Annotated in this window: 17 protein-coding genes; 8 read left to right on the top strand and 9 right to left on the bottom strand. The window is 74.6% G+C overall.

Annotated elements, in window-relative coordinates:
• Positions 1 to 42: 42 nt before the first annotated feature.
• Positions 43 to 1,161 carry a PLP-dependent cysteine synthase family protein gene (locus AB0N76_RS30320; protein ID WP_363562526.1) on the bottom strand — a complete coding sequence of 373 codons (1,119 nt, stop codon included), beginning with the start codon at positions 1,159 to 1,161 and terminating at the stop codon, positions 43 to 45.
• A gap of 129 nt (positions 1,162 to 1,290) precedes the next feature.
• A complete protein-coding gene (locus AB0N76_RS30315) occupies positions 1,291 to 2,469 on the bottom strand; it encodes an ROK family protein (RefSeq protein WP_363562556.1) in 1,179 nt (392 codons plus the stop codon).
• Positions 2,470 to 2,699: 230 nt separating this feature from the next.
• Between AB0N76_RS30315 and AB0N76_RS30310 the strand changes: the two genes are divergently transcribed.
• Both AB0N76_RS30310 and AB0N76_RS30305 read left to right on the top strand, forming a co-directional pair.
• A complete protein-coding gene (locus AB0N76_RS30310) occupies positions 2,700 to 3,848 on the top strand; it encodes an MFS transporter (RefSeq protein WP_363562555.1) in 1,149 nt (382 codons plus the stop codon).
• Positions 3,849 to 3,939: 91 nt separating this feature from the next.
• Complete coding sequence (locus AB0N76_RS30305) at positions 3,940 to 4,521, top strand: HutD family protein (protein WP_363562524.1); 582 nt, start codon at positions 3,940 to 3,942, stop codon at positions 4,519 to 4,521.
• Between the two features lie 79 nt (positions 4,522 to 4,600).
• Here the strand turns inward: AB0N76_RS30305 and AB0N76_RS30300 are convergent, their stop codons facing one another.
• Entirely contained in the window at positions 4,601 to 5,437 is an 837-nt protein-coding gene (locus AB0N76_RS30300) for an alpha/beta fold hydrolase (protein ID WP_363562553.1), read from the bottom strand.
• Positions 5,438 to 5,735: 298 nt separating this feature from the next.
• Here AB0N76_RS30300 and AB0N76_RS30295 point away from each other — a divergent pair, with 298 nt between their 5' ends.
• The gene (locus AB0N76_RS30295; RefSeq protein WP_363562522.1) at positions 5,736 to 7,088 is read left to right on the top strand and encodes a helix-turn-helix domain-containing protein; all 1,353 of its coding nucleotides are present in this window, start codon (positions 5,736 to 5,738) and stop codon (positions 7,086 to 7,088) included.
• A 67-nt stretch (positions 7,089 to 7,155) separates the two neighbouring features.
• On the opposite strand, the gene AB0N76_RS30290 is transcribed toward AB0N76_RS30295, so the two are convergent.
• The gene (locus AB0N76_RS30290) at positions 7,156 to 7,914 is read right to left on the bottom strand and encodes a DapH/DapD/GlmU-related protein (RefSeq protein ID WP_363562520.1); all 759 of its coding nucleotides are present in this window, start codon (positions 7,912 to 7,914) and stop codon (positions 7,156 to 7,158) included.
• A gap of 177 nt (positions 7,915 to 8,091) precedes the next feature.
• On the opposite strand from AB0N76_RS30290, the gene AB0N76_RS30285 reads away from it, so the two are divergent.
• Positions 8,092 to 8,865, top strand: a complete 774-nt coding sequence (locus AB0N76_RS30285) for a maleylpyruvate isomerase family mycothiol-dependent enzyme (protein ID WP_363562518.1) — start codon at positions 8,092 to 8,094, stop codon at positions 8,863 to 8,865.
• Positions 8,866 to 8,900: 35 nt separating this feature from the next.
• Here AB0N76_RS30285 and AB0N76_RS30280 read toward each other — a convergent pair whose 3' ends face one another.
• A complete protein-coding gene (locus AB0N76_RS30280) occupies positions 8,901 to 9,674 on the bottom strand; it encodes an enoyl-CoA hydratase family protein (RefSeq protein WP_363562516.1) in 774 nt (257 codons plus the stop codon).
• 152 nt (positions 9,675 to 9,826) lie between these two features.
• Positions 9,827 to 10,390 carry a Uma2 family endonuclease gene (locus AB0N76_RS30275; protein ID WP_363562514.1) on the bottom strand — a complete coding sequence of 188 codons (564 nt, stop codon included), beginning with the start codon at positions 10,388 to 10,390 and terminating at the stop codon, positions 9,827 to 9,829.
• 113 nt (positions 10,391 to 10,503) lie between these two features.
• Here AB0N76_RS30275 and AB0N76_RS30270 point away from each other — a divergent pair, with 113 nt between their 5' ends.
• Entirely contained in the window at positions 10,504 to 10,926 is a 423-nt protein-coding gene (locus AB0N76_RS30270; RefSeq protein WP_363562512.1) for a RidA family protein, read from the top strand.
• Positions 10,927 to 10,937: 11 nt separating this feature from the next.
• On the opposite strand, the gene AB0N76_RS30265 is transcribed toward AB0N76_RS30270, so the two are convergent.
• Positions 10,938 to 12,305, bottom strand: coding sequence for an MFS transporter (locus tag AB0N76_RS30265; RefSeq protein ID WP_363562510.1), 1,368 nt, complete (start codon positions 12,303 to 12,305; stop codon positions 10,938 to 10,940).
• Positions 12,306 to 12,412: 107 nt separating this feature from the next.
• Between AB0N76_RS30265 and AB0N76_RS30260 the strand changes: the two genes are divergently transcribed.
• Both AB0N76_RS30260 and AB0N76_RS30255 read left to right on the top strand, forming a co-directional pair.
• Positions 12,413 to 13,414, top strand: a complete 1,002-nt coding sequence (locus tag AB0N76_RS30260) for an ArsR family transcriptional regulator (protein ID WP_363562508.1) — start codon at positions 12,413 to 12,415, stop codon at positions 13,412 to 13,414.
• Positions 13,415 to 13,588: 174 nt separating this feature from the next.
• Complete coding sequence (locus AB0N76_RS30255) at positions 13,589 to 15,892, top strand: glycosyl hydrolase family 18 protein (protein WP_363562506.1); 2,304 nt, start codon at positions 13,589 to 13,591, stop codon at positions 15,890 to 15,892.
• 69 nt (positions 15,893 to 15,961) lie between these two features.
• Here the strand turns inward: AB0N76_RS30255 and AB0N76_RS30250 are convergent, their stop codons facing one another.
• The gene (locus tag AB0N76_RS30250; protein WP_363562551.1) at positions 15,962 to 17,134 is read right to left on the bottom strand and encodes a geranylgeranyl reductase family protein; all 1,173 of its coding nucleotides are present in this window, start codon (positions 17,132 to 17,134) and stop codon (positions 15,962 to 15,964) included.
• A gap of 388 nt (positions 17,135 to 17,522) precedes the next feature.
• Here AB0N76_RS30250 and AB0N76_RS30245 point away from each other — a divergent pair, with 388 nt between their 5' ends.
• Entirely contained in the window at positions 17,523 to 18,887 is a 1,365-nt protein-coding gene (locus AB0N76_RS30245; RefSeq protein WP_363562504.1) for a dipeptidase, read from the top strand.
• A gap of 126 nt (positions 18,888 to 19,013) precedes the next feature.
• Here AB0N76_RS30245 and AB0N76_RS30240 read toward each other — a convergent pair whose 3' ends face one another.
• Positions 19,014 to 19,802: a DUF4184 family protein gene (locus AB0N76_RS30240; RefSeq protein WP_363562502.1), complete on the bottom strand. Its 789-nt coding sequence runs from the start codon at positions 19,800 to 19,802 to the stop codon at positions 19,014 to 19,016.
• Between the last annotated feature and the right edge of the window lie 98 nt (positions 19,803 to 19,900).

Below are 19,900 nucleotides of genomic sequence, written 5' to 3'. Positions count from 1 at the left end.
TCAGCTGTCATTCGTCAGTCGCCATCGGTCAGTCGTCACTGCTCAGCCCGCCCAGGCGCCGCCGGCCAGGAAGGTCTCCAGTGCGGCTCGGTAGGGGGCGATGTCCATCCGCTCGCCCGCCAGCCAGTCGTCCGAGTAGTACTTGTCGAGGTAGCGCTCGCCCGGGTCGCAGAAGAGGGTGACCACGCTGCCGCGCTCCCCCGCCGCCCGCATCTCGGCGACGATCCGCAGCGCGCTCCACAGTCCGGTCCCGGTGGAGGCGCCGGCCTTTCGGCCGAGCACGGTGTCCAGCAGTCGGACGGCGGCGATCGAGGCCGCGTCCGGGACCTTCATCATCCGGTCGATCGCCCCGGGCACGAAGCTCGGCTCCATCCGGGGCCGGCCGATCCCCTCGATCCGCGAGCCGCGGTCGCAGACCGCGTCCGGGTCGTGCTGCACCCACCCCTCGAAGAAACAGGAGTTCTCCGGGTCGGCGACGCAGATCCGGGTGTCGTACTGCATGTAGTGGACGTAGCGCGCGATGGTGGCCGAGGTGCCGCCGGTGCCGGCGGTGGCAACGATCCAGGCCGGCTCCGGGTGCGGCTCCAGGCGGAGTTGGGCGAAGACCGACTCGGCGATGTTGTTGTTGCCGCGCCAGTCGGTGGCCCGCTCGGCGTAGGTGAACTGGTCCATGTAGTGGCCGCCGGTCTCGGCCGCGAGCCGCGCGGAGGCCTCGTACACCTCGTCCGGCCGGTCCACCAAGTGGCACTCGCCGCCGTGGAACTCGATCAGGTCGATCTTGGCCTGGCTGGTGGACTTGGCCATCACCGCGACGAACGGCACGCCGATCAGCTGCGCGAAGTACGCCTCGGAGACGGCGGTGGAGCCGCTGGACGCCTCGATCACCGGCTTGCCCGGGCGGATCCACCCGTTGCAGAGGCCGTAGAGGAAGAGCGACCGGGCCAGCCGGTGCTTGAGCGAGCCGGTCGGGTGGGTGGACTCGTCCTTGAGGTAGAGGTCGATGCCCCACTCCGCGGGGAGCGGGAAGCGGAGCAGATGGGTGTCGGCGGAGCGGTTGGCGTCGGCGTGGACCTTGCGGACCGCCTCCTTGAGCCAACGCCGGTACTCCGGGTCGGATCGGTCCACGTCAATGGTCGCTTCGACGCCCAGCTGGGTACCCATGGCCACTCTCCTCGTTCGACCCCCGATTCCCCCGTCGTTCACTACGAGTATACGAGCGTCACGATAAGTGACATTTTCCGAAGCCCCAGCTTCCGCTTATCCCCTCATCCTCAGCCCGTCCGGCTCGGCTCAGCCCGTCGAGACCGACTGCGGGTCCGCCAGGTACGGCAGCCACCCCAGTTCGGCCGCGCCCGCCAGCGCGCTGTGCGCCAGCTCGGCGCCGACGATCGGCACCCGGCCGCTGCGCCCCCACAGGCACCGCTCGGCGACCACCGCGCGCAGCCGCTCGGGCGCGGCCTCCAGCAGTTCGCGATGGAGGCCGCTGAGCACCACCCGGTCCGGGTTGAGGATGTTGGCGACCCCGGCCAGGCCGAGGCCGAGCCGGTCGATGACGTGCTCGACGGCGGCCCGGGCGCGGTCGTCGGTCGCGGCGGCCCGGCAGAGCTCGCGGGCCTGGTCGAGCAGCGGCCGGCCCGGGTCCGGGGTGAGTCCGGCGGCGGCGAACAGCGCGTCCGGGTCGGTCTCGGAGTTGAGGCAGCCCCGGTTGCCGCACTGGCACGGGCGGCCCTGCGGGTCGACGGTCAGGTGGCCGACCTCCAGCGCGAGCCCGGCGCTGCCGGTGTGCAGCCGGCCGTCGATGACCAGCGCGCCGCCGACGCCGCGGTGCCCGGAGGTGACCAGCAGCAGGTGGCGCGCGCCGCGGCCGGCGCCGTGCCGGTACTCGGCGAGGGCGGCCAGGTTGGCGTCGTTGGCGATCGCGGTGGGCAGCGGGGCCAGCGCGCGCGGACCGTGCTCGGCGCGGCCCACCTCGACGTCGTACAGGTCGGCGACCGGCGTGCCGCTGGGCCAGGCGAAGTGCAGGGCGGCGAGCGCGGTGCCGTCCGGCTCGGTGACCGGGTTGGGCAGCGCGAGCGCGGCGCCCAGGCAGCGGCGCTCGGTGGCGCGGGCGAGTTCGGCGCCGGCCTCGGCGACCGCGCGCAGCATCCGCACCGGGTCGGTGGCGGCGGGGAGCGGCAGGTGGACCGGCGGGTCGAGCAGTCCGCCGAGCCCGGCCAGGGTGACGCTCAGGCCGTCGGCGTGGATCTGTCCGGCGATCACCACCGGGCCCTGCGGGTCGATGGCCAGCCGGTGCGAGGGGCGGCCGCGGCCGCCGCCGGCCGGGCGGGAGTCGACCGTGATCAGGCCGAGCGCCTCCAGCTCCGCGGTGACGGCGCCGGCGGTGGCCCGGGTGACGTCGAGCGCGCGGGTGAGCGCGGACCGGGTCGGGGCCTGGCCGGTGTGGATCAGCCGGAGCGCGGGACCGAGCAGCGTCCGACCGCGGTCGGGGGCCGCGCGGCGGTGGGCGTCGCGCTGCGCGTCGGGGTCGGCCCCGTTGCCGGACTTCGGACTTGAAGGTGAGAGCTGCACGCCCCTATTGTTACTTTGTGCCGCTCCGAAACAAAATCCGTCCATCCGTCCCCGACGTCCGGCCGCGCACCCAGTCTCGCAGCAACTCCCGGAAACCCCCCACCCCCGACGCCTCCTGGGGCGCCGCGCGGATCGCCCTCACCGCCTTCTTCGCCGTCGACGGCTTCCTCTTCGCCGCCTGGGTCATCCGCATCCCGGACGTCCGCAGCCAGGTCAGCGCCTCGCACAGTGCCCTCGGGCTCGCGCTGCTCTGCGTCTCGGCCGGCGCCGTCGCCACCATGCCGGTCGTCGGCCGGCTCTGCCTGCGGTACGGCTCCCGGCCGGTCACCGTCGCCTCGCTCGCGCTGCTCGCCCTGGCCGTCCCGCTGCCCGCCCACACCCACTCGGTGGCGGCGCTCGGCGCGGTCCTGCTGCTCTTCGGCGCCGGCTACGGCGGGGCCAACGTCGCCATGAACAGCGCCGCCGTCGAGATCGTCGCCGAACTCCGCCGCCCCGTGATGCCCAGCTTCCACGCCGGCTACAGCCTCGGCGGCCTGCTCGGCGCGGGCGCCGGCGGACTCCTGGCCGGCACCCTCAGCGTGACCTGGGCGCTCGCGCTGGCCGGCCTGCTCGGGCTGGTGGTCACCGCGGTCGCGGGCGTCGCGCTGCTGCGCAGCCCGGCGGCCCGGGCGGTCACGGCCCCCGCTTCCCCTGCCGCTGCCGACGGTGCTGCCGCTGGTGCTGCCGCGGGCCGGTCCTCCGGCGGTGCCCGGCCGCTCGTCGCCCTGCTCGGCCTCACCGCGCTCTGCACCGCGTACGGCGAGGGCGCCGTCGCCGACTGGACCACCCTGCACCTCACCGACGACGTCCACGCCACCGCCGGGGTGGCCGCCGCCGGCTACACCGCCTACGCGCTGGCCATGACCACCGGCCGGCTCGCCGGCACCCGGCTGTCCGTCCGGCTCGGCCAGCACCGGGTGATGGTCCTCGGCGGACTCACGGCGGCGGCCGGGATGCTGCTCGCCGCGCTCGCCCCGGCGGTGCCGCTCGCGCTGGCCGGCTTCGTCCTGGTCGGGCTCGGCCTGGCCAACCTCTTCCCGCTCGCCATCGCCCAGGCCGGCGCCATCGGCGGCCCGCAGGGGGTCGCCCTCGCCTCCACCCTCGGGTACGGCGGCATGCTGATCGGCCCGCCGGTCATCGGGTTCCTCGCCGACGCGACCAGCCTCCCGCTCGCCCTCACCACGGTCGCCGCCACCGCGACCGCCGCCGCCGTCCTCCCGCTCGCCACCCGCCGCCGCTGACCGCCCGGACATCCGGCGGAACCCAACGGCACCCAACGGGGGCGAGGGGTGCGGCGGGTGCGGCGGACCCCCGCCGTGCGAGGATCGCGCCATGACGAGCAGCAGTGGGCCGATCCAGTTCCTCCGCGCCGCCGAGCGGCCGGCCATGGCGTGGCGGAACGGGGGCGGGGTGACCAGGGAGGTCGCCGGGTACCCCGCGGGCTCCGGGCTGGACGACTTCGCGTGGCGGGTCAGCCTCGCCGACGTGGCGGCGGCCGGGCCGTTCTCCGCGTTCCCCAGGGTCGACCGGGTGATCACCCTGGTCGAGGGCCCGGGCATGGCGCTGACCGTCGACGGCGACGAGCAGGTCGTCGACGCCCCGTTCCGCCCGTTCGCGTTCTCCGGTGACGCGGCCACCGACTGCCGGCTGCTCGGCGGCCCGCTGGTCGACTTCAACGTGATGACCCGCCGCGGCCGTGCCGCCGCCAACCTCGTCCTCGCCGACGCGCCCCGCACGGTGGACGTCCCGGCCGGCGCGACCGTCCTGCTGGTGTGCCTGGCCGGCACCGCCGCCGTCGACGGCGCCGCCCTCGCGCGCTACGACGCCGCCCTGCTCCCCTCCCCCGGCGCGTACGAGCTGCGGCCCGACGGCGTGACCGCCGTCATCACCCTCACCTCCACCAGCGACAACTGACACCACACACCGCTGCACAGGAAGTCGGCCGGTCCGACTTCCTGTGCAGCGGTACAACGGGAGCAAGGCCGGCGACCGCTCAGCCGCAGATCACCGGCGTCGCGTGCGCCGGGTCGAGCGCGTTGGTGACCAGGTGCAGGGCGGTCGGCGAGAACGCGATCGCCACGTGCTCGGCGAGCGAGAGCGGGCAGTGCGACTGCAGCACCACGTTGTCCACGCCCGGCCCGTTCAGGAACTGGCTCCGGTACGGCGTGACGACCTCGTCGAAGACCGTCGCGATCACGGTGTACCGGATGCCCGGCACGGTGTCCGGCTTCGAGGCCATGATCCGGTTGAAGTCGGAGCCCGCCACCTGGTCCTTGCAGGCCGCGCAGGCCGAGTAGATCAGTTCCGCGACGCGCGGGAAGTAGGGGGCGAGGTTGGCGATGCCGTCGAGCGTCGTGCCGTGGTTGGACGGGGCGAGGCCGATCACCTTGTCGACCTTCCCGGCGCCGCCCAGGAACTTCACGTAGTAGTTCGGCAGCATGCCGCCCTGGGAGTGCCCCACGATGTCGACCTTGGCCGCGCCGGTCGCCGCGCGGACCAGGTCGACGAAGCGGCCGAGCTGGGCCGCCGACTCGGCGACCGGACCGAGTCCGCCGATCGGCAGCAGCAGTCCGCTGCCGGTGGAGGTGACGCCGGGGATCATCCCGTAGTCCAGGGCGAAGACGCAGTAGCCGCGGCTCTTGAGCAGCGGGGAGAGCGCCAGCCAGTTCTCGAACCGGTTGGCGAAGGTGCCGTGCACCAGGACGACCGGGTCGGGGTGCGCGGCGCTCGGCCGGCAGCTCCAGTCGTTGGCGCCGGGCGGCGAGGCCACGGTGTCACCGTCGGGCGGGAGTTCACCGGCCGCGACGGGCGCAGCGGCCGACGCATCCACGGGCGCGTCCACCGAAGCGGCGGCGGCCACGGCAGCGGGCGCAGCGGGCGGCGCGTCCGCCGCCCGGGCCACGCCGGCCGGACCGGCCGCGATCAGCGCGCCGGCCAGCAGCGTCGCACCGGCCGCCCCAAGGAGCCTGCGGCGTACCGGCCTTGCGACGGAGCGGAGAAGCGGGGCTCTCAACTGTTGCCTCCAGGGCGGAAGTTTGTTACCAACAGGTAACCCGAGTGGCTCCCATCCTGCGGTCGCCCCTCCGACCTGCCCCTCGGGCTGCCCCCAGACCTGGACGGAGTTCGCTGTGACCGGTCACAATTCCCCTCCTCAGGACGACACCGGTTGGCGGATCCCGGTGATCGGCGGCGTACCCGCCGACCAGCGGCTGCTCGGCGCCGTACCGGAGCTGGCCGAGGCCATCGTCGACGCGCTGCTGGACCGGGTGCCGGACTACCAACGACTGCCCCGGGAACTGGTCACCGGCGAACTGGTCCAGGTGGCCGCCCGCCGGATCCGCGCGCTCGTCCACGCCGTCCGCACCGGGCTGCCCTCGCCCGACAGCGAGTTCGCCGCCGTCCGGGAGGCCGCCGCACGGCGCGCCGAAGAGGGCGTGCCGCTGGACGCCGTGCTGCTCGCCCACCACCTCGGCATGGAGGTCTGCTGGGAACTGATCACCCGGCACGCCCACGACGCCGACGCCGCCGACCTGCTGGTACTCAACCGGCTGATGCTCAACCACCTCCGCCGGGCCGCCGCCGCGACCGGTGCCGGCTACCTGGAGGAGCGGCGCACCGACGCCGGCGAGCGCCAGCGGACGGCCCGACAGGCCCTGCTCGCCGCGCTGTTGGACGGTTCACCCGCCGGGGCCGCCGAGGAGGCGGCCGCGCAGGCCGGCCTCCGGCTGCCGCCCGCGTACGCCGTACTGCGGCTCGCCGTCGCCGACCATCCGGACGAACGGTCCCCGGACGTCGACCGGGTGGTGGCCGGCCACCGCAAGCTGCGCCGGCTGCGCACCGAACTCGACCACGCCACCCGGCAGTCGGCGCTGTCCGCGCTCACCGCGGCCGGCGGTCCGGTGCTGGTCCCGCTGGAGCAGGGGCCGGACGCCGTGCCGGACGCCGTCTGGCAGCGGCTCGCCGAGACCCTCCGGCGGGCCGCCCGCGCGGCGGGGGCCGAGATCCGGGCGGGGGTGTCCGCGGCCGTGCCCGCCGAGGTGCCGGCCGCGTCCGCGCTCGCGGCCGAGGTCCTGGAGGTGGCCCGGGCGGTCGGCCGGCCGCCCGGCCTGCACCGGCTGGACGACCTCCTGCTGGAGTACCAGCTCAGCCGGCCCAGCCAGGCCCGGTCCCGGCTCGCCTCGCTGCTCGCGCCACTGGACGAGGCGGGCGAACTGCTCACGACCCTGCGCGTCCACCTCGCCGGCGGGCTCAGCCGCCGCCACACCGCGCAGGCGCTCCACCTGCACCCGAACACCGTCGACTACCGGCTCCGCCGGATCGCCGTCCTCACCGGCCTGGACCCGACCCGGCCCGCCGACCTGCCCCGGATCGCCGCCGCCCTCGCCGCCCGCGACGCCGAACGGAATGCCGAACGGAAGGCCGAACGGCACACCGGCCAGGACGCCGGGTGGCACGACACCCCCGCCCGCAAACCGGCCTGACGCCCCGACCGCGCCCCCTGCCGCACCACCGACCGCACCACCGACCCCGCCCCCGGCCGCGCCCCCGTCAGCCCTCCGACTCCCCCGGCAGCCGCAGGTCCCACCCGGCCAGCGCCCGCAGCTGCGCGGCGGTCACGTCGTCCGGCAGCGGCCGCGGCGGCTCGTTGCGGAACGGCGGCTGCCACCCCTCCTCCTGCGTCCAGCGCCGGACCACCTTCGCCGGGGCGCCCGCGACCACCGTGTGGTCCGGCACCTCGCCGCGCACCACCGAACCGGCCGCGACCACCACGTTGCGGCCCAGCCGGGCACCCGGCAGGATCACCGCGCCGGTGCCGATCCAGCTTCCGGCGCCGATCTCGACCGGCTCGTTGCGCGGCCACTGCTTGCCGATCGGCAGATCGGTGGCCCGGTACTCGTGCGCCTGGTCGGATATGTAGACGCCGGGGCCGGTCCAGACGTCGTCGCCGAGGACGATCGACTGGTGGCCGACGATGTGGCTGTCCCGGCCGATCACGCAGCCGCCGCCGATCCGCACGATCGGCTCCGGCCCGAGGTCCAGCCCGGGCAGGAAGCCGGCGCTGATGGTGACCCGCTCGCCGATGATCGAGAACGGGCCGATGGTGATCCACTGCTCGTTGAACACGGCCCCGAGCGGAAAGGTCAGCTTGGTCCCCGCGCCGAGCTCGCCGAACCGGTACGGCCCGGGGTTCTCGCTGGACACCGCACCGGCCCGCTGCACCCACTGCCAGCCCCGGTGGACGAGCCGGCCCGCGGCGCGCCGGCCGCCGGCCCGGGCGGCGCTGAACAGGGAACGCGTGATCGACATGCGCTCACGTTACCGGTCCGTAGGGACCGCCCGGGGCCGGAGGCGGCCAAGGTCACACCACCCGGCGCGCGCGGCCGTCCGCGCGCTCGAACAGAGCTGCCACGCACCCGCGACACGCCGCCGAGCGGCCCGGACAGCGGCTCCGGGGACCACCCGCGCTGCCAGACTCCGGGGATCATGGAGACCACCGCATCGGCCATGGACACCACCGCGCACATCGAGGCGCTGCACCGCGAAGGCACCCTGTTCGCCGAGGCCGCCGCCCGCACCGACCTCGCCGCCCCCGTCCCCACCTGCCCGGACTGGCGGCTGCGCGACCTCCTCCGGCACACCGGCCAGGTGCACCGCTGGGCGGCGGTGTGTGTCCGGGAGGCCCGCCAGGCCCCGCCGGACGAGGCCGACCGACGGGCCGCCCTGCCCGCCGCACCGGGCGACACCGGGCTGGTCGACTGGTTCCGGGACGGCCACGCCGCGCTGGTCGAGACGCTCGCCGCCGCCCCGGCCGACGTGGACTGCTGGACCTTCCTGCCCGCGCCCAGCCCGCTCGGGTTCTGGGCCCGCCGCCAGGCGCACGAGACGGCCGTGCACCGGATCGACGCGGACGCCGCGGCCGGCGCCGAGGGCCCGCCGACCGCCCCGGACCTCGCCCTGGACGGGATCGACGAGCTGCTGTGCGGCTTCCTCTCCCGCGACCGGGCCCGGCTGCGCAGCGAGCGGCCGCGCACCGTCCAGGTCCGCACGACCGACGGGCCGGGCCGCTGGCGGCTGACCGTCAGCCCGGAACCGCCGGCCGTCGAGCTCGGCGAGGGACCGGCCGACCTGACGCTCAGCGGCCCGGCTCGCGACCTCTACCTGCTGCTCTGGAACCGGCTGCCGGCCGGGACCGGGCAGGTGGCCCGCGCCGGGGACGAGACGCTGCTCGACTTCTGGCGCGAGACCGCCGTGATCTAGCCGCAACCGACCCCGGCGGCTCAATCAGTACCGGGTCAGCGCGCCCAGGGCGCCGGCCGCTTCTCCAGGAACGCCCGCATGCCCTCCTGCGCCTCGTCCGAACCGAACAGCCGCGCCGACAGCTCCACCAGCTCGTCGGCGTCCCGCTCGAAGGAGCGCACCACCTCGGCGTTGGCGAGCCGCTTGGACTGCGCGAGTCCCTGCGGCGAACCCAGCCGCAGCGCGTCCAGCAGGCCCTTCAGCACGACGGCCGCCGCCTCCGCCGAGTCGGCGGCCTGCGTGATCAGGCCGATCCGGGCGGCCTCGGCGGCGTCGAAGACCTCGCCGGTGAGGTAGTAGCGGGACGCCGCGCGCGGGTCCAGCTTGGGGCGCAGCGGCAGCGAGATGACGGCCGGCGCCAGGCCGAGCCGGACCTCGGTGAACGCGAAGGTGGCGGCCGGGCCGGCCACCGCCAGGTCGGCCGCGCCCACCAGCCCCAGGCCGCCGGCCCGGACGTGGCCCTCGATCACGGCGATCACCGGCTTGGCGCAGTCCACGATCGCCCGCTGGAGGTCGACCAGCCCGCGCGGGCCGACCGTCGGGTCGGCGCCGGTCGCCTCGGAGAGGTCCGCCCCCGCGCAGAACACCTTCCCGGCGTGGGTGAGCACCACCGCGCGCACCTCCGGATCGGCCGCCGCCGCGGCGAGGCCGGCGGTGAGCTCGGCCATCAGCCGGGTGGAGAGCGCGTTGCGGTTGTGCGGCGAGTCGAGGGTCAGCGTGGTGACGGCGTCCTCGGTAGCGACGCGGACGAGGGGCACTTCGAGGGTCATCGGTGCGGGCCTGCTTTCCGGCTGAGGGTGGGTCGGAGTGGGCATCCGCCGCCCGATCCGGACGGCACCCGCACGACTCTGACATGCCCACCCACCCCTGGGCCAGGGGCCGCCGACCAAAAGGCACAAGGTCAGCCGCCGGAGGAGGTGCCTCAGAGCCTGCCGGTGTCGAGCTCCACATCGAACGGAGCCGGGAGCCGGACCGGCGTGCCGAAGGCGTGCGGACCGTCCTCGGCCGCGTAACCGAGGCGGGTGGGCTCGCTGAACAGCGTGCATTCGCGGTTCTGCCGGTCGACCAGCAGGTAGAGCGGTGCACCGTACTGCCCGTACCGCCGGCGCTTGACGGTTCGGTCGGTCTCGGCGTTGGGGCTGACCTCCACCACGAGGAGGGTCTGGTCCGGCAGGAGCGCACCTTCCGTCTTGGCAGCCAGGTCCGCGGGCACCACCGCGAGGTCGGGAACGAACCAGTTCTCCGACCCGGGCAGGTCCAGATTGCCTGAGCCCGAGACCAGGCCCAGCGCCTCCAGTCGCGGAGTCAGCTGCCGACGAACCACCTCGGCTGCGTTCTCGTGGGCCCAGGACGGCGACATAGGGGTGATGACTCCCTCGATGATCTCGGCGCGGTCACCCGCGACGTGCTGGATCGCGTACTTGAGCGCCCGCTCGGGATCGCTCACCGTGCGGTAGTCCTCGGGGTCGTGGGGTGCTGTGCTCACGAAGCGTTCTCCTTCCCTCAGTGGTGACTAACCGCCGCAGCGGTACCGGAGTTTCGGCCCTCCATCGACAATTGTCTGGTGCGGCTGATCGTCCGTCCGTCACGATGGGCGCCATGAGTACCGAATCGCAGCGGAAGACGCCTCATCTCACGCACATCGCCGCGCCGGACGGGGTCGCGTCGGGGACGGGGTACACGCAGGTCGTCACGGGGCGCGGCCGGTTGGTGGCGGTGTCCGGGCAGGTCGCGTTCGACGAGGAGCGGCGGCTGGTGGGGGCGGGGGATCCGAAGGCGCAGGCGCGGCAGATCTTCGAGAACCTGCGGCGCTGCCTGGCGGCGGCCGGGGCGGACTTCTCGGATGTCGTCAAGTTGACCTATTTCCTGACCGACATCGGGCACCTGGCCGCCGTCCGGGAGGCCCGGGACGAGTTCTTCGGTGACACGCCGCTGCCGGCCAGTTCGGCGATGCAGGTGGCGGCGCTGTTCCTGCCGGAGGTGCTGATCGAGATCGAGGCGTTCGCGGTGGTGCCCGAGTAGCGAACGGGGTTTCAGGCCGTCGCCGTACCCCGCCGCCCGGCCCACCGGACGGCGGGGCCCATCGCCAGGCCGGCGGCGGCGAGGAGTGCGCCGAGGGCGGCCCAGCCGGCCAGGCCGAAGCCGATGACGGCGGTCGACACGACCGCCGGGCCGATCATCATCGAGGCGGAGGTCCCGGCGTTGAAGACGCCCTGGTAGGCGCCGTGGGCCCGGTCGCCGGCCAGGTCGTAGCTGAGTGCCCAGCTGCCGGCCTGGCCCAGCACCTCGCCCGCCGCCTGGAGCGCCACGCCGGCCAGCACCACCACGGCGGCCAGGACCGCGGGCAGGCCGTGGGCGAGTCCGATCACCAGGCAGGAGGCGGCCAGGAACAGCCCGCCCCGGCCGCAGGCCCGGGCGGCGGCGGCCGGTTCCTCGGTGCCCTTGGTGGCCCGGACCTGGAACGCGATCACCAGCACGGTGTTGACGATCAGGGTGCCGGCGATGGTGATCCGGGGGGCCTCGGTCTGCTGGGCGATCCAGAGCGGCACGCCGACCTCCAGCATCGCGAACTGCAGGCTGAGCACCCCGCTGAGCGCCGTCACCACCAGGAACGGCCCGTCTCGCAGCGCCGGGTTGCGGTCCCGAACGGGCTTCCCGGCCGTCTCCCGCTGCGCCGACGACGCCCGCACCATCCGCGCACCGCCCGCCGGGCCGGGCACCCGCAGTCGGTGGAACAGCACCGCCACCAGCAGGTACGAGCCCGCGTCCGCCAGGATGGCCGTCAGATAGCCGACCCGCGAGTCCACCTGGAGGGCGATCGCGCCGACGCCGGTGCCGAGGCAGATGCCGATGTTGGTCACCACCCGCAGGTAGGCCCGGCCCGCCACCCGCTTGTCGGCGGGCAGCACTTCGGCATAGAGCGCGTTGCGCACGGCGGACGCGCCCCGGTCGGCGGCGGTGACGAGACAGGCCAGCGCCACGAACGCGGGGTAGCCGCCGACCAGGGTGTAGCCGGCGGTGCCGAGGCCGGTGACCGTGACCAGGGCGACCAGGATCCGCCGGGTTCCCCAGCGGTCGGCGGCCCGCCCCGCGGGGACGCTCGCGAGGACCCCGCACAGCCCGGCGGCGGTGAGCGCGAGGCCGAGCTGGGCCGCGCTCAGGCCGAGGAAGCGGGTGAAGAACAGCACGCCGACCGAGAGCGAGAGCCCGCTGCCGATGGTGTTGAGCAGGGTGATCCGGGCCAGCCGACGCACCATCGGGTCGGGGTGCAGCAGTCGGGACGCCTTGGACGAGGGCTCCCGTGACGAGGGCTCCCCGGACGAGAGCCCCTGCGACGAGGGTTCCCCGGACGAGGGCGTGCTGGAGGCAGGTGCGGCGGTCGCCGCCGGTGCGGTGGTCATGTCCCCGATCCCACCCCGCCCACTCCCCCGAGCAGTACTGATTTAGGCTGGGGCTAAAGGCCCGGAGGGAGCAGGGCCGGGGGGAGAAGGGCCAGGGGGGAGCTCGCGTGCACCGGTTCAAGCTCGACCTGGCCGACCTGGCCACCACCTGGTTCGCCTGCTCGCCGATCCAGGAGGCCTCGCTCAGCCTGCGGATGTGGACCCACCCGGGCTTCTACCACCTCCAGTCCGCCGCCTTCGAGCGGTTGCGGCCCGCCTTCGACCGGCTCGACCCGGCCAACCGGTCGCTGCTGCTCGCCCTGGTCGGCGAGAACCGCTGGATCCCGGACTTCCTGACGCCCCGCCCGGCCACCCCCTGGCCCGACTTCCGGACCGAGCTGGCCGCCGTCCGCGCGCTGCCGCCCGAGCAGTTGCGTCCGGAGCTGGAGCAGACCTTCCTGCCGCACCAGCAGTCGCTGCCCGGGGTGCTGGCGGCGGGGCTGGCCGATCCGGCCCGGCTGCTGGCGCGGATCGCCGACGCGCTGGAGGAGTACTGGGAGCGCTGCCTGGCGCCCGCCTGGTGGCCGCAGGCCCGGGCGGTGCAGGAGGCCGACCTGGTCTACCGGTCCCGGGTGCTGTCCCAGCAGGGCGCGGCGGCGCTGTTCGCGGACCTCGACCACCGGCTGCGCTGGGCGGACGGGGTGCTGTCGATCAACCGCCGCTGGTCGGACTGGGACAGCGAGATCACGGTGGACGGGCGCGGGCTGGTCCTGGTGCCGACCTTCTTCGCCCGCGGTGCGATCACGATGATCAGCAACGACCGTCCCCCGCAGATCAGTTACCCGGCCCGCGGGCAGGCGGGCATGACGGATCCGCGGCCGCCGGTCACCCCGCGCGCACTGGGGCTGCTGCTGGGCGCGCCGAAGGCCCGGCTGCTCGCCCTGCTCGCCGAGCCGGCCTCGACCACCGACCTCGCCTACCGGCTGGGCGTCACTCCGGGCGCGGTCAGCCAGCACCTGGCGGTACTGCACCGGACCGGGCTGGTGAGCCGGGCCCGGCACGGCCGTTCGGTGCTGTACAGCCGCAGCCCGCTCGGCGACGAGCTGACCGGCAACCCGCGCCGCAGCTGACCCCGGACGCCCCCAACTCCCCATTGGTACAGACCTGTTGACGCATTGGTCCAGTCCACTTACAGTTCCCATGCCCACGTCTCCCCACGGCGCGGGCACTGCCCGACCCCGCACCACGCACCACGCGCACGGTTCCGCGTCACCCTGTCCAACCCCCACGTCACAGGGAGAACCATGTCCGTCCGACGCCGGGCGCACCGCCCGCGCATCCGCAGCAGACTGCTCGCGCTGCTCTCCGTCCTGCTCCTCCCGCTGGCCGCGATCACCGCACTGGCCACCCCCGCGAACGCCGCCGGGAAGCTCACCGCCGCCTTCACCACCGAGAACAACGGCTCCTGGTGGAAGGGCACCTACATCGTCCGCAACGACAACGCCGCCGCCGTCTCCGGCTGGACCCTGGAGTTCGACCTCCCGGCCGGCGTGACCATCCAGAACAGCTACAACGGCACCGCGACGGTCAACGGCCGCCACGTCACCGCCGTCGCCGCGTTCTACAACGCCAACGTCCCCGCGCACGGCAGCACCGAGCCGTACAGCTTCTGGTTCGTCGCCAACGGCCCGGTCGGCACGCCGACCGGCTGCCGGATCAACGGCGACAAGTGCGACGGGAGTTCGGACGTCCTGCCGTCCGCGCCGGGCACCCCGGTGGTCACCGACTCGACCGCGCACAGCCTCGCCCTGCGCTGGCCGGCCGCGACCGGCGGCGACTTCCCGGTCGCCTCCTACGACGTGCTGAGCGGCACCACCGTGCTGGCCAGCAGCAGCACCGCCGACGCGCTGGTCACCGGGCTGACCCCGGCGACCAGTTACACCCTGACCGTCCGGGCCAAGGACACCCGCGGCAACACCGGCCCGCTGAGCGCCCCGGTCACCGCCTCGACCTTCGACCCGGCGACCGACCCGACCCCGCCCACCGCACCCACCAACCTCCGTGCCACCGCGGTGGGTTCGACCGAGGTCACGCTCGCCTGGAACGCGGCCACCGACAACGTCCGGGTCGCCGCGTACGACGTCTACCAGGGCACCACGCTGGTCCGCACGGTGACCGGGGCCACGCTGACCGCCACCGTCGGCAGCCTCTCCCCGTCCACCGCCTACACCTTCACGGTCAAGGCCCGGGACGGCGCCGACAACGCCTCGCCCGCCTCGGCCCCGCTCGCCGTCACCACCTCCGACCTGGTCGGCGCCGGCAAGTACGCCCGGGTCGGCTACTTCACCCAGTGGGGCATCTACGGCCGCCAGTACTTCGTCAAGAACCTCGACACCTCGGGCAGCGCGGCCAAGCTCGACGTCATCAACTACGCCTTCGAGAACATCGATCCGGTCAACCTGACCTGCCTGGCGGGCGTCACCAAGGGCACCACCGCCAACCCGCAGGACCCGGACCAGGGCACCGGCGCGGGCGACGCCGACGCCGACTACGCCCGCCCGATGAGCGCCGCCCAGTCGGTGGACGGCGTGGCCGACGACGGCTGGGGCAAACTGCGCGGCAACTTCAACCAGTTGAAGAAGCTCAAGGCCAAGTACCCGAACCTGAAGGTCGTCGTCTCGCTGGGCGGCTGGACCTACTCCAAGTACTTCTCGGACGCGGCGGCCACCGACGCCTCCCGGCAGAAGTTCGTCAAGTCCTGCCTCGACGTGTGGATCAAGGGCAACCTGCCGGTCTACAACGGCGCGGGCGGCGACGGCGTGGCGGCGGGCATCTTCGACGGCATCGACCTCGACTGGGAGTGGCCCGGCTCCGGCGACGGCCACGCCGGCAACCACTACAGCGCCAACGACAAGGCCAACCTGACCCTGCTGCTGGCCGAGTTCCGCAAGCAGCTGGACGCGCTCGGCGGCTCGCACAAGCTGCTGACCGCCTTCACCCCGGCCGACCCGGTCAAGATCAACCAGGGCTGGGACCTCTCGAAGATCTTCAACTACCTGGACATCGCCAACGTCCAGGGCTACGACTTCCACGGCGCCGGCAGCGACAACTCGTGGGAGCCCAACCGCACCGGCCACCAGGGCAACCTCTACCAGGACGCCCAGGACCCGTACCCCAACCACTTCAGCGTCGAAGCGGCGGTCAAGCCCTACCTCGACGCCGGGGTCAACCCGCGCAAGCTCACCATCGGCCTGGCCTTCTACGGCCGGGGCTGGCAGGGCGTCGCCGACGGCGGCGTCAAGGGCGAGTGGCAGAGCGCGACCGGCGCCGCCCCCGGCCAGTTCGCCGAGGAGGCCGGCACCCGCGGGTACAACAACCTGATCACCACCTTCCCCAACCTCGCCGTCTACCACGACGAACAGTCGGTCGCGACCTACGGCTACACCGGCGCCGGCGGCCAGTGGTGGACCTTCGACGACGCCTGGTCGATCGGCAAGAAGACGGCCTGGCTGAAATCGAAGGGCCTGCTCGGCGCGATGATCTGGGAGATGACCGGCGACACCCCGGGCGGCACCCTCGTCACGGCGATCGACAACGGGCTGAAGTAGCACCGGCCTGAAGCATGAAGCCCCGCGCCGGGTCCGGGGGCGTTGTCCACCGGACCCGGCGCGACGGCGTCAGCGCGAGGCCAGGGCGGCGAGGCGGCGGGCCGCGCGGTACTGGCGCAGGACCTGCGCGAAGGTGGTGTGCCCCTGGGTGGTCCGGGCGAAGGCCCGCCAGGCCGGGTCGACCAGGTAGACCGCCGCGTGGAACAGGTACGGGCGGCGCTCGAACGCGGTCAGCATCTGCTTGCCGGCCCGCATCTCCACCCCCAGGCCCGCCTTGATCGCGAAGGCGTAGTTCAGCGCCTCGCGCCGGACCTCCGCCGCCGTGCCCGCCTCGGCCACCTTGACCGCCCACTCCCCGGCCAGCCGGCCCGAGCGCAGCGCGTACGAGATGCCCTCGCGGGTCCACGGCTCCAGCAGCCCGGCCGCGTCGCCGGCCACCAGGACCCGGCCGCGGGACAGCGGCGAGTCCTCGGCCCGGCAGCGGGTCAGGTGGCCGGACTCGACCTGCGCCGGGAAGCCCGACAGGCCCAACTGCCGGATGTACTCGGCCAGGTAGCGCTTGGTCCGCTCGCCGTCGCCGCGCGCCGAGATCACCCCGACGGTCAGGCTGCTGGACTCGGTCTTCGGGAACACCCAGCCGTAACTGCCCGGCAGCGGGCCCCAGTCGAGGTGGATCCGGCCCGCCCAGTCGGCCGCGACCTCCGCCGGGACGGCGATCTCCGCCTCCAGGCCGAGGTCGATCTGGTCGAAGGAGACGCCGACGTGGCGGCCGATCCGGCTGGCGCTGCCGTCCGCGCCGACCACCGCGCGGGCCTCGAAGCTGCGCCCGTCGGCGGCGGTGACCAGCGCCGTCCGGTGCTCGCCGCCGCGCTGCTCGACCCCGGTGACGGTCACTCCGGTGACCAGCACCGCGCCGGCCTGCTTGGCCGCCTGGACCAGGCGCAGGTCGAACTCGTCCCGGTTGACCAGCCCGAACAGCATCCGCTTCGAGCGCCGGGTGCGGGTGAAGCGGCCCCGGTAGGCGAAGGTGACGGCGTGCACCCGGTCCTGGAGCGGCAGTTTGAAGTCCGGCGGCAGGCTGTCCCGGGAGGGGCCGATGATGCCGCCGCCGCAGGTCTTGTAGCGGGGGTGCTCGGCCTTGTCGAGCAGCAGGACGCGGCGGCCCTGCGCGGCGGCGGCGTACGCGGCGGAGGAGCCGGCCGGTCCGGCGCCGACCACGACGACGTCCCAGACGCCGTCCAGCGGGTCCGCCGGGCCGACCGGATCCGACCCGTCGGCCTCGGCGTCGAACGGGCTACGGGAATCAGGGCTTCCGGAGTCAGTCACGGGCAGCAATCCTATGCGGCCGCTCCCACCGCCGTCGGCCGCACCGCACCGAACGCGCGACCGAATTCCCGCGCGCGGGCCCGGTGGCGGCGCGCGAACGTCCCCCGTCCGCCCCCTTTCCGACCTCCGGCCGCGCCCCTTTCAGCGCCCCCTTCAGCGCCCCCTTCCGGCCCGCCACCGGCGGCCGCCCCGGCCGGGCCCCGCCGGACATCCGTTCGTGTCCGCCTATGATCGGCATTACCCCACGTCAACGCCGTACGTCCGCACCCCCTCGGACGGACCAGCACCACCCGGAGCCATCCCGATGCCGCAGCAGCCCCTGGCCGACGCCGTCCGGTCCCTGATGGACCGCGCCCGCACCGACCTCGCCGAACTGGTCGCCTTCCCCTCGGTCGCCGACCCGCGCCAGTTCCCGGTCGAGGAGTGCGAGAAGGCCGCCCGCTGGGTCGCCGACGCCTTCGCCGCCGAGGGCCTGACCGGCATCCGGCTGCTCGACACCCCCGACGGCACCCAGTCCGTCTACGGCGAGCTGCCCGGCCCGGCCGGCGCCCCGACCGTCCTGCTCTACTCGCACTACGACGTCCAGCCGCCGCTCGACGAGGCCGACTGGCTCAGCCCGGCGTTCGAGCTGACCGAGCGCGACGGCCGCTGGTACGGGCGCGGCGCGGCCGACTGCAAGGGCAACATCCTGATGCACCTGACGGCCCTTCGGGCGCTGCGCCAGGTCGACGGCGGCTACCCGGTCGGGCTGAAGGTCATCGTCGAGGGCTCGGAGGAGCAGGGCACCGGCGGCCTGGAGCGCTACGCCGAGGCCCACCCCGAGCTGCTCGCCGCCGACGCCATCGTGATCGGCGACACCGGCAACTTCGCCCTCGGCCTGCCCACCGTCACCGCCTCGCTGCGCGGGATGACCGTGGTCGACGTCTCGGTCCGCACGCTGGCCGGCAACCTGCACTCCGGCGCGTTCGGCGGCGCCGCCCCGGACGCCCTGCAGGCGCTGGTCCGGGTGCTCGCCTCGCTGCACGACGAGCACGGCGACGTCGCGGTGGCCGGCCTGACCAGCGACCAGACCTGGACCGGCGTGCAGTACCCGGACGAGCAGTTCCGGGCCGACGCCAGGGTGCTGGACGGCGTCGCGCTGACCGGCACCGGCACCGTCGCCGACCGGCTCTGGGCCCGCCCGTCGGTCACCGTCCTCGGCATCGACGCCCCGCCGGTGATCGGCGCCACCTCCTCGGTGCAGTCCTCGGCCAAGGCCTCGATCAGCCTGCGCGTGCCGCCGGGCACCGACACCACGGCCGCCCAGGACGCGCTGATCGCCCACCTGGAGGCCCAGGTGCCGTTCGGCGCCCAGCTGACCGTCGAGCGGCAGGGCAACGGCGCGCCGTTCAGCGCCGACACCTCCGGCCCGGCCTACGAGGCGATGGGCGAGGCGATGGCCGAGGCCTTCGGCGTCCCGATGGTGGCCTCCGGCGAGGGCGGCTCCATCCCGCTCTGCAACACCCTGCGCACCCTCTACCCGGAGGCGGAGATCGTGCTGATCGGCGTCGAGGAGCCGACCACCCAGATCCATGCGGTCAACGAGAGCGTCGACCCGCTGGAGCTGGAGCGGATGGCCCTCACCGAGGCGCTCTTCCTGCGCCGCTACGCCGAGCTGCGCTCCGTCTGACCCGAGGTTCGGCCATAGGGCCGCGCTGTTCCGAGGAGCAGCGCGGCCCCGCAGTTCCGTACGCCCCGCGCTTCCGTACGCCCGCGCGCACCGCCGGACGCGCGCCGTCCCCGTCGGCCTCCGGTGCTACCCGCGCGCCGCCCGCGCCCCGGCCGCTCCGGCCAGTGCCCTCCGGACCAGCGCCCACCCGGCCGCCCCCACCGCCAGCCCGGCCCCCGCCCCGAAGCACAGCTCGGGGACGAAACCCCGCCGCAGCGGCACGAGCCGGTGCACCACCCCCGCCACGGTGGCCGCGCCCAGCGCCGCCACCCCCGCGCGCCGCGCCCGTCCCGACAGCACGACGGCCGGCGGGACCGGCTCCGCCGCCCGTACCGCCCGCGCCGCGACCCCCGCCACGGCGGCCAGCGCGGGCGCCGAGGTGCCGTACTGCAGCACCGAGTACAGCGGCGGGCCACCCGCCACCGGCCGTTCCAGCGCCGGCAGCAGCCTGGTCCCGAGGCGTCCCGCGTGGGTGAACGCGTCCCAGCCGACGTGGCTCGCCGCGCCGATCGCGGCCGAGGCCGCGAACCAGGCGACGTCGGCTCCCGAGATGCCCCGCCCGCTCCGGCGGACCGTCAGCGCCTCGGCCCCGCCCGCCCACCGCTCGGGCAGCAGCGCGACCAGCGGCCCGCGCACCAGCCCGTGCCAGCCCGCCACCAGCGCGGCCGCGACCGCCACGTCCACCGTCGGCACCGCCCACCAGCGGTGGGTCGTCCCGCCGTGCCGGTAGACCCCGGGCAGCAGCGACTCGGCGAAGAACGGCACGTCGGGCGCCATCGACCCGGCGACCAACGCCGAGGCGACCAGCGGCCCGCGCTCCCCCGCCATCCGCAGCAGGGGCAGGACGGCGGCCGGATGGCTCAGTGTGAACGGCATGCACCCATCCTCCCGCCGCCCGCCCACCCCCACGGCCCCCGCCGCGCACGGGGCACGGGCCGGGCGTGACGCGAGCCGGCCCCCGGGGCCGCGGGCGG

This window comes from Kitasatospora sp. NPDC093806, from assembly GCF_040683335.1.
Classification (GTDB): Bacteria; Actinomycetota; Actinomycetes; order Streptomycetales; family Streptomycetaceae; genus Kitasatospora.
This window is presented reverse-complemented; position numbering and strand designations above follow the sequence as displayed.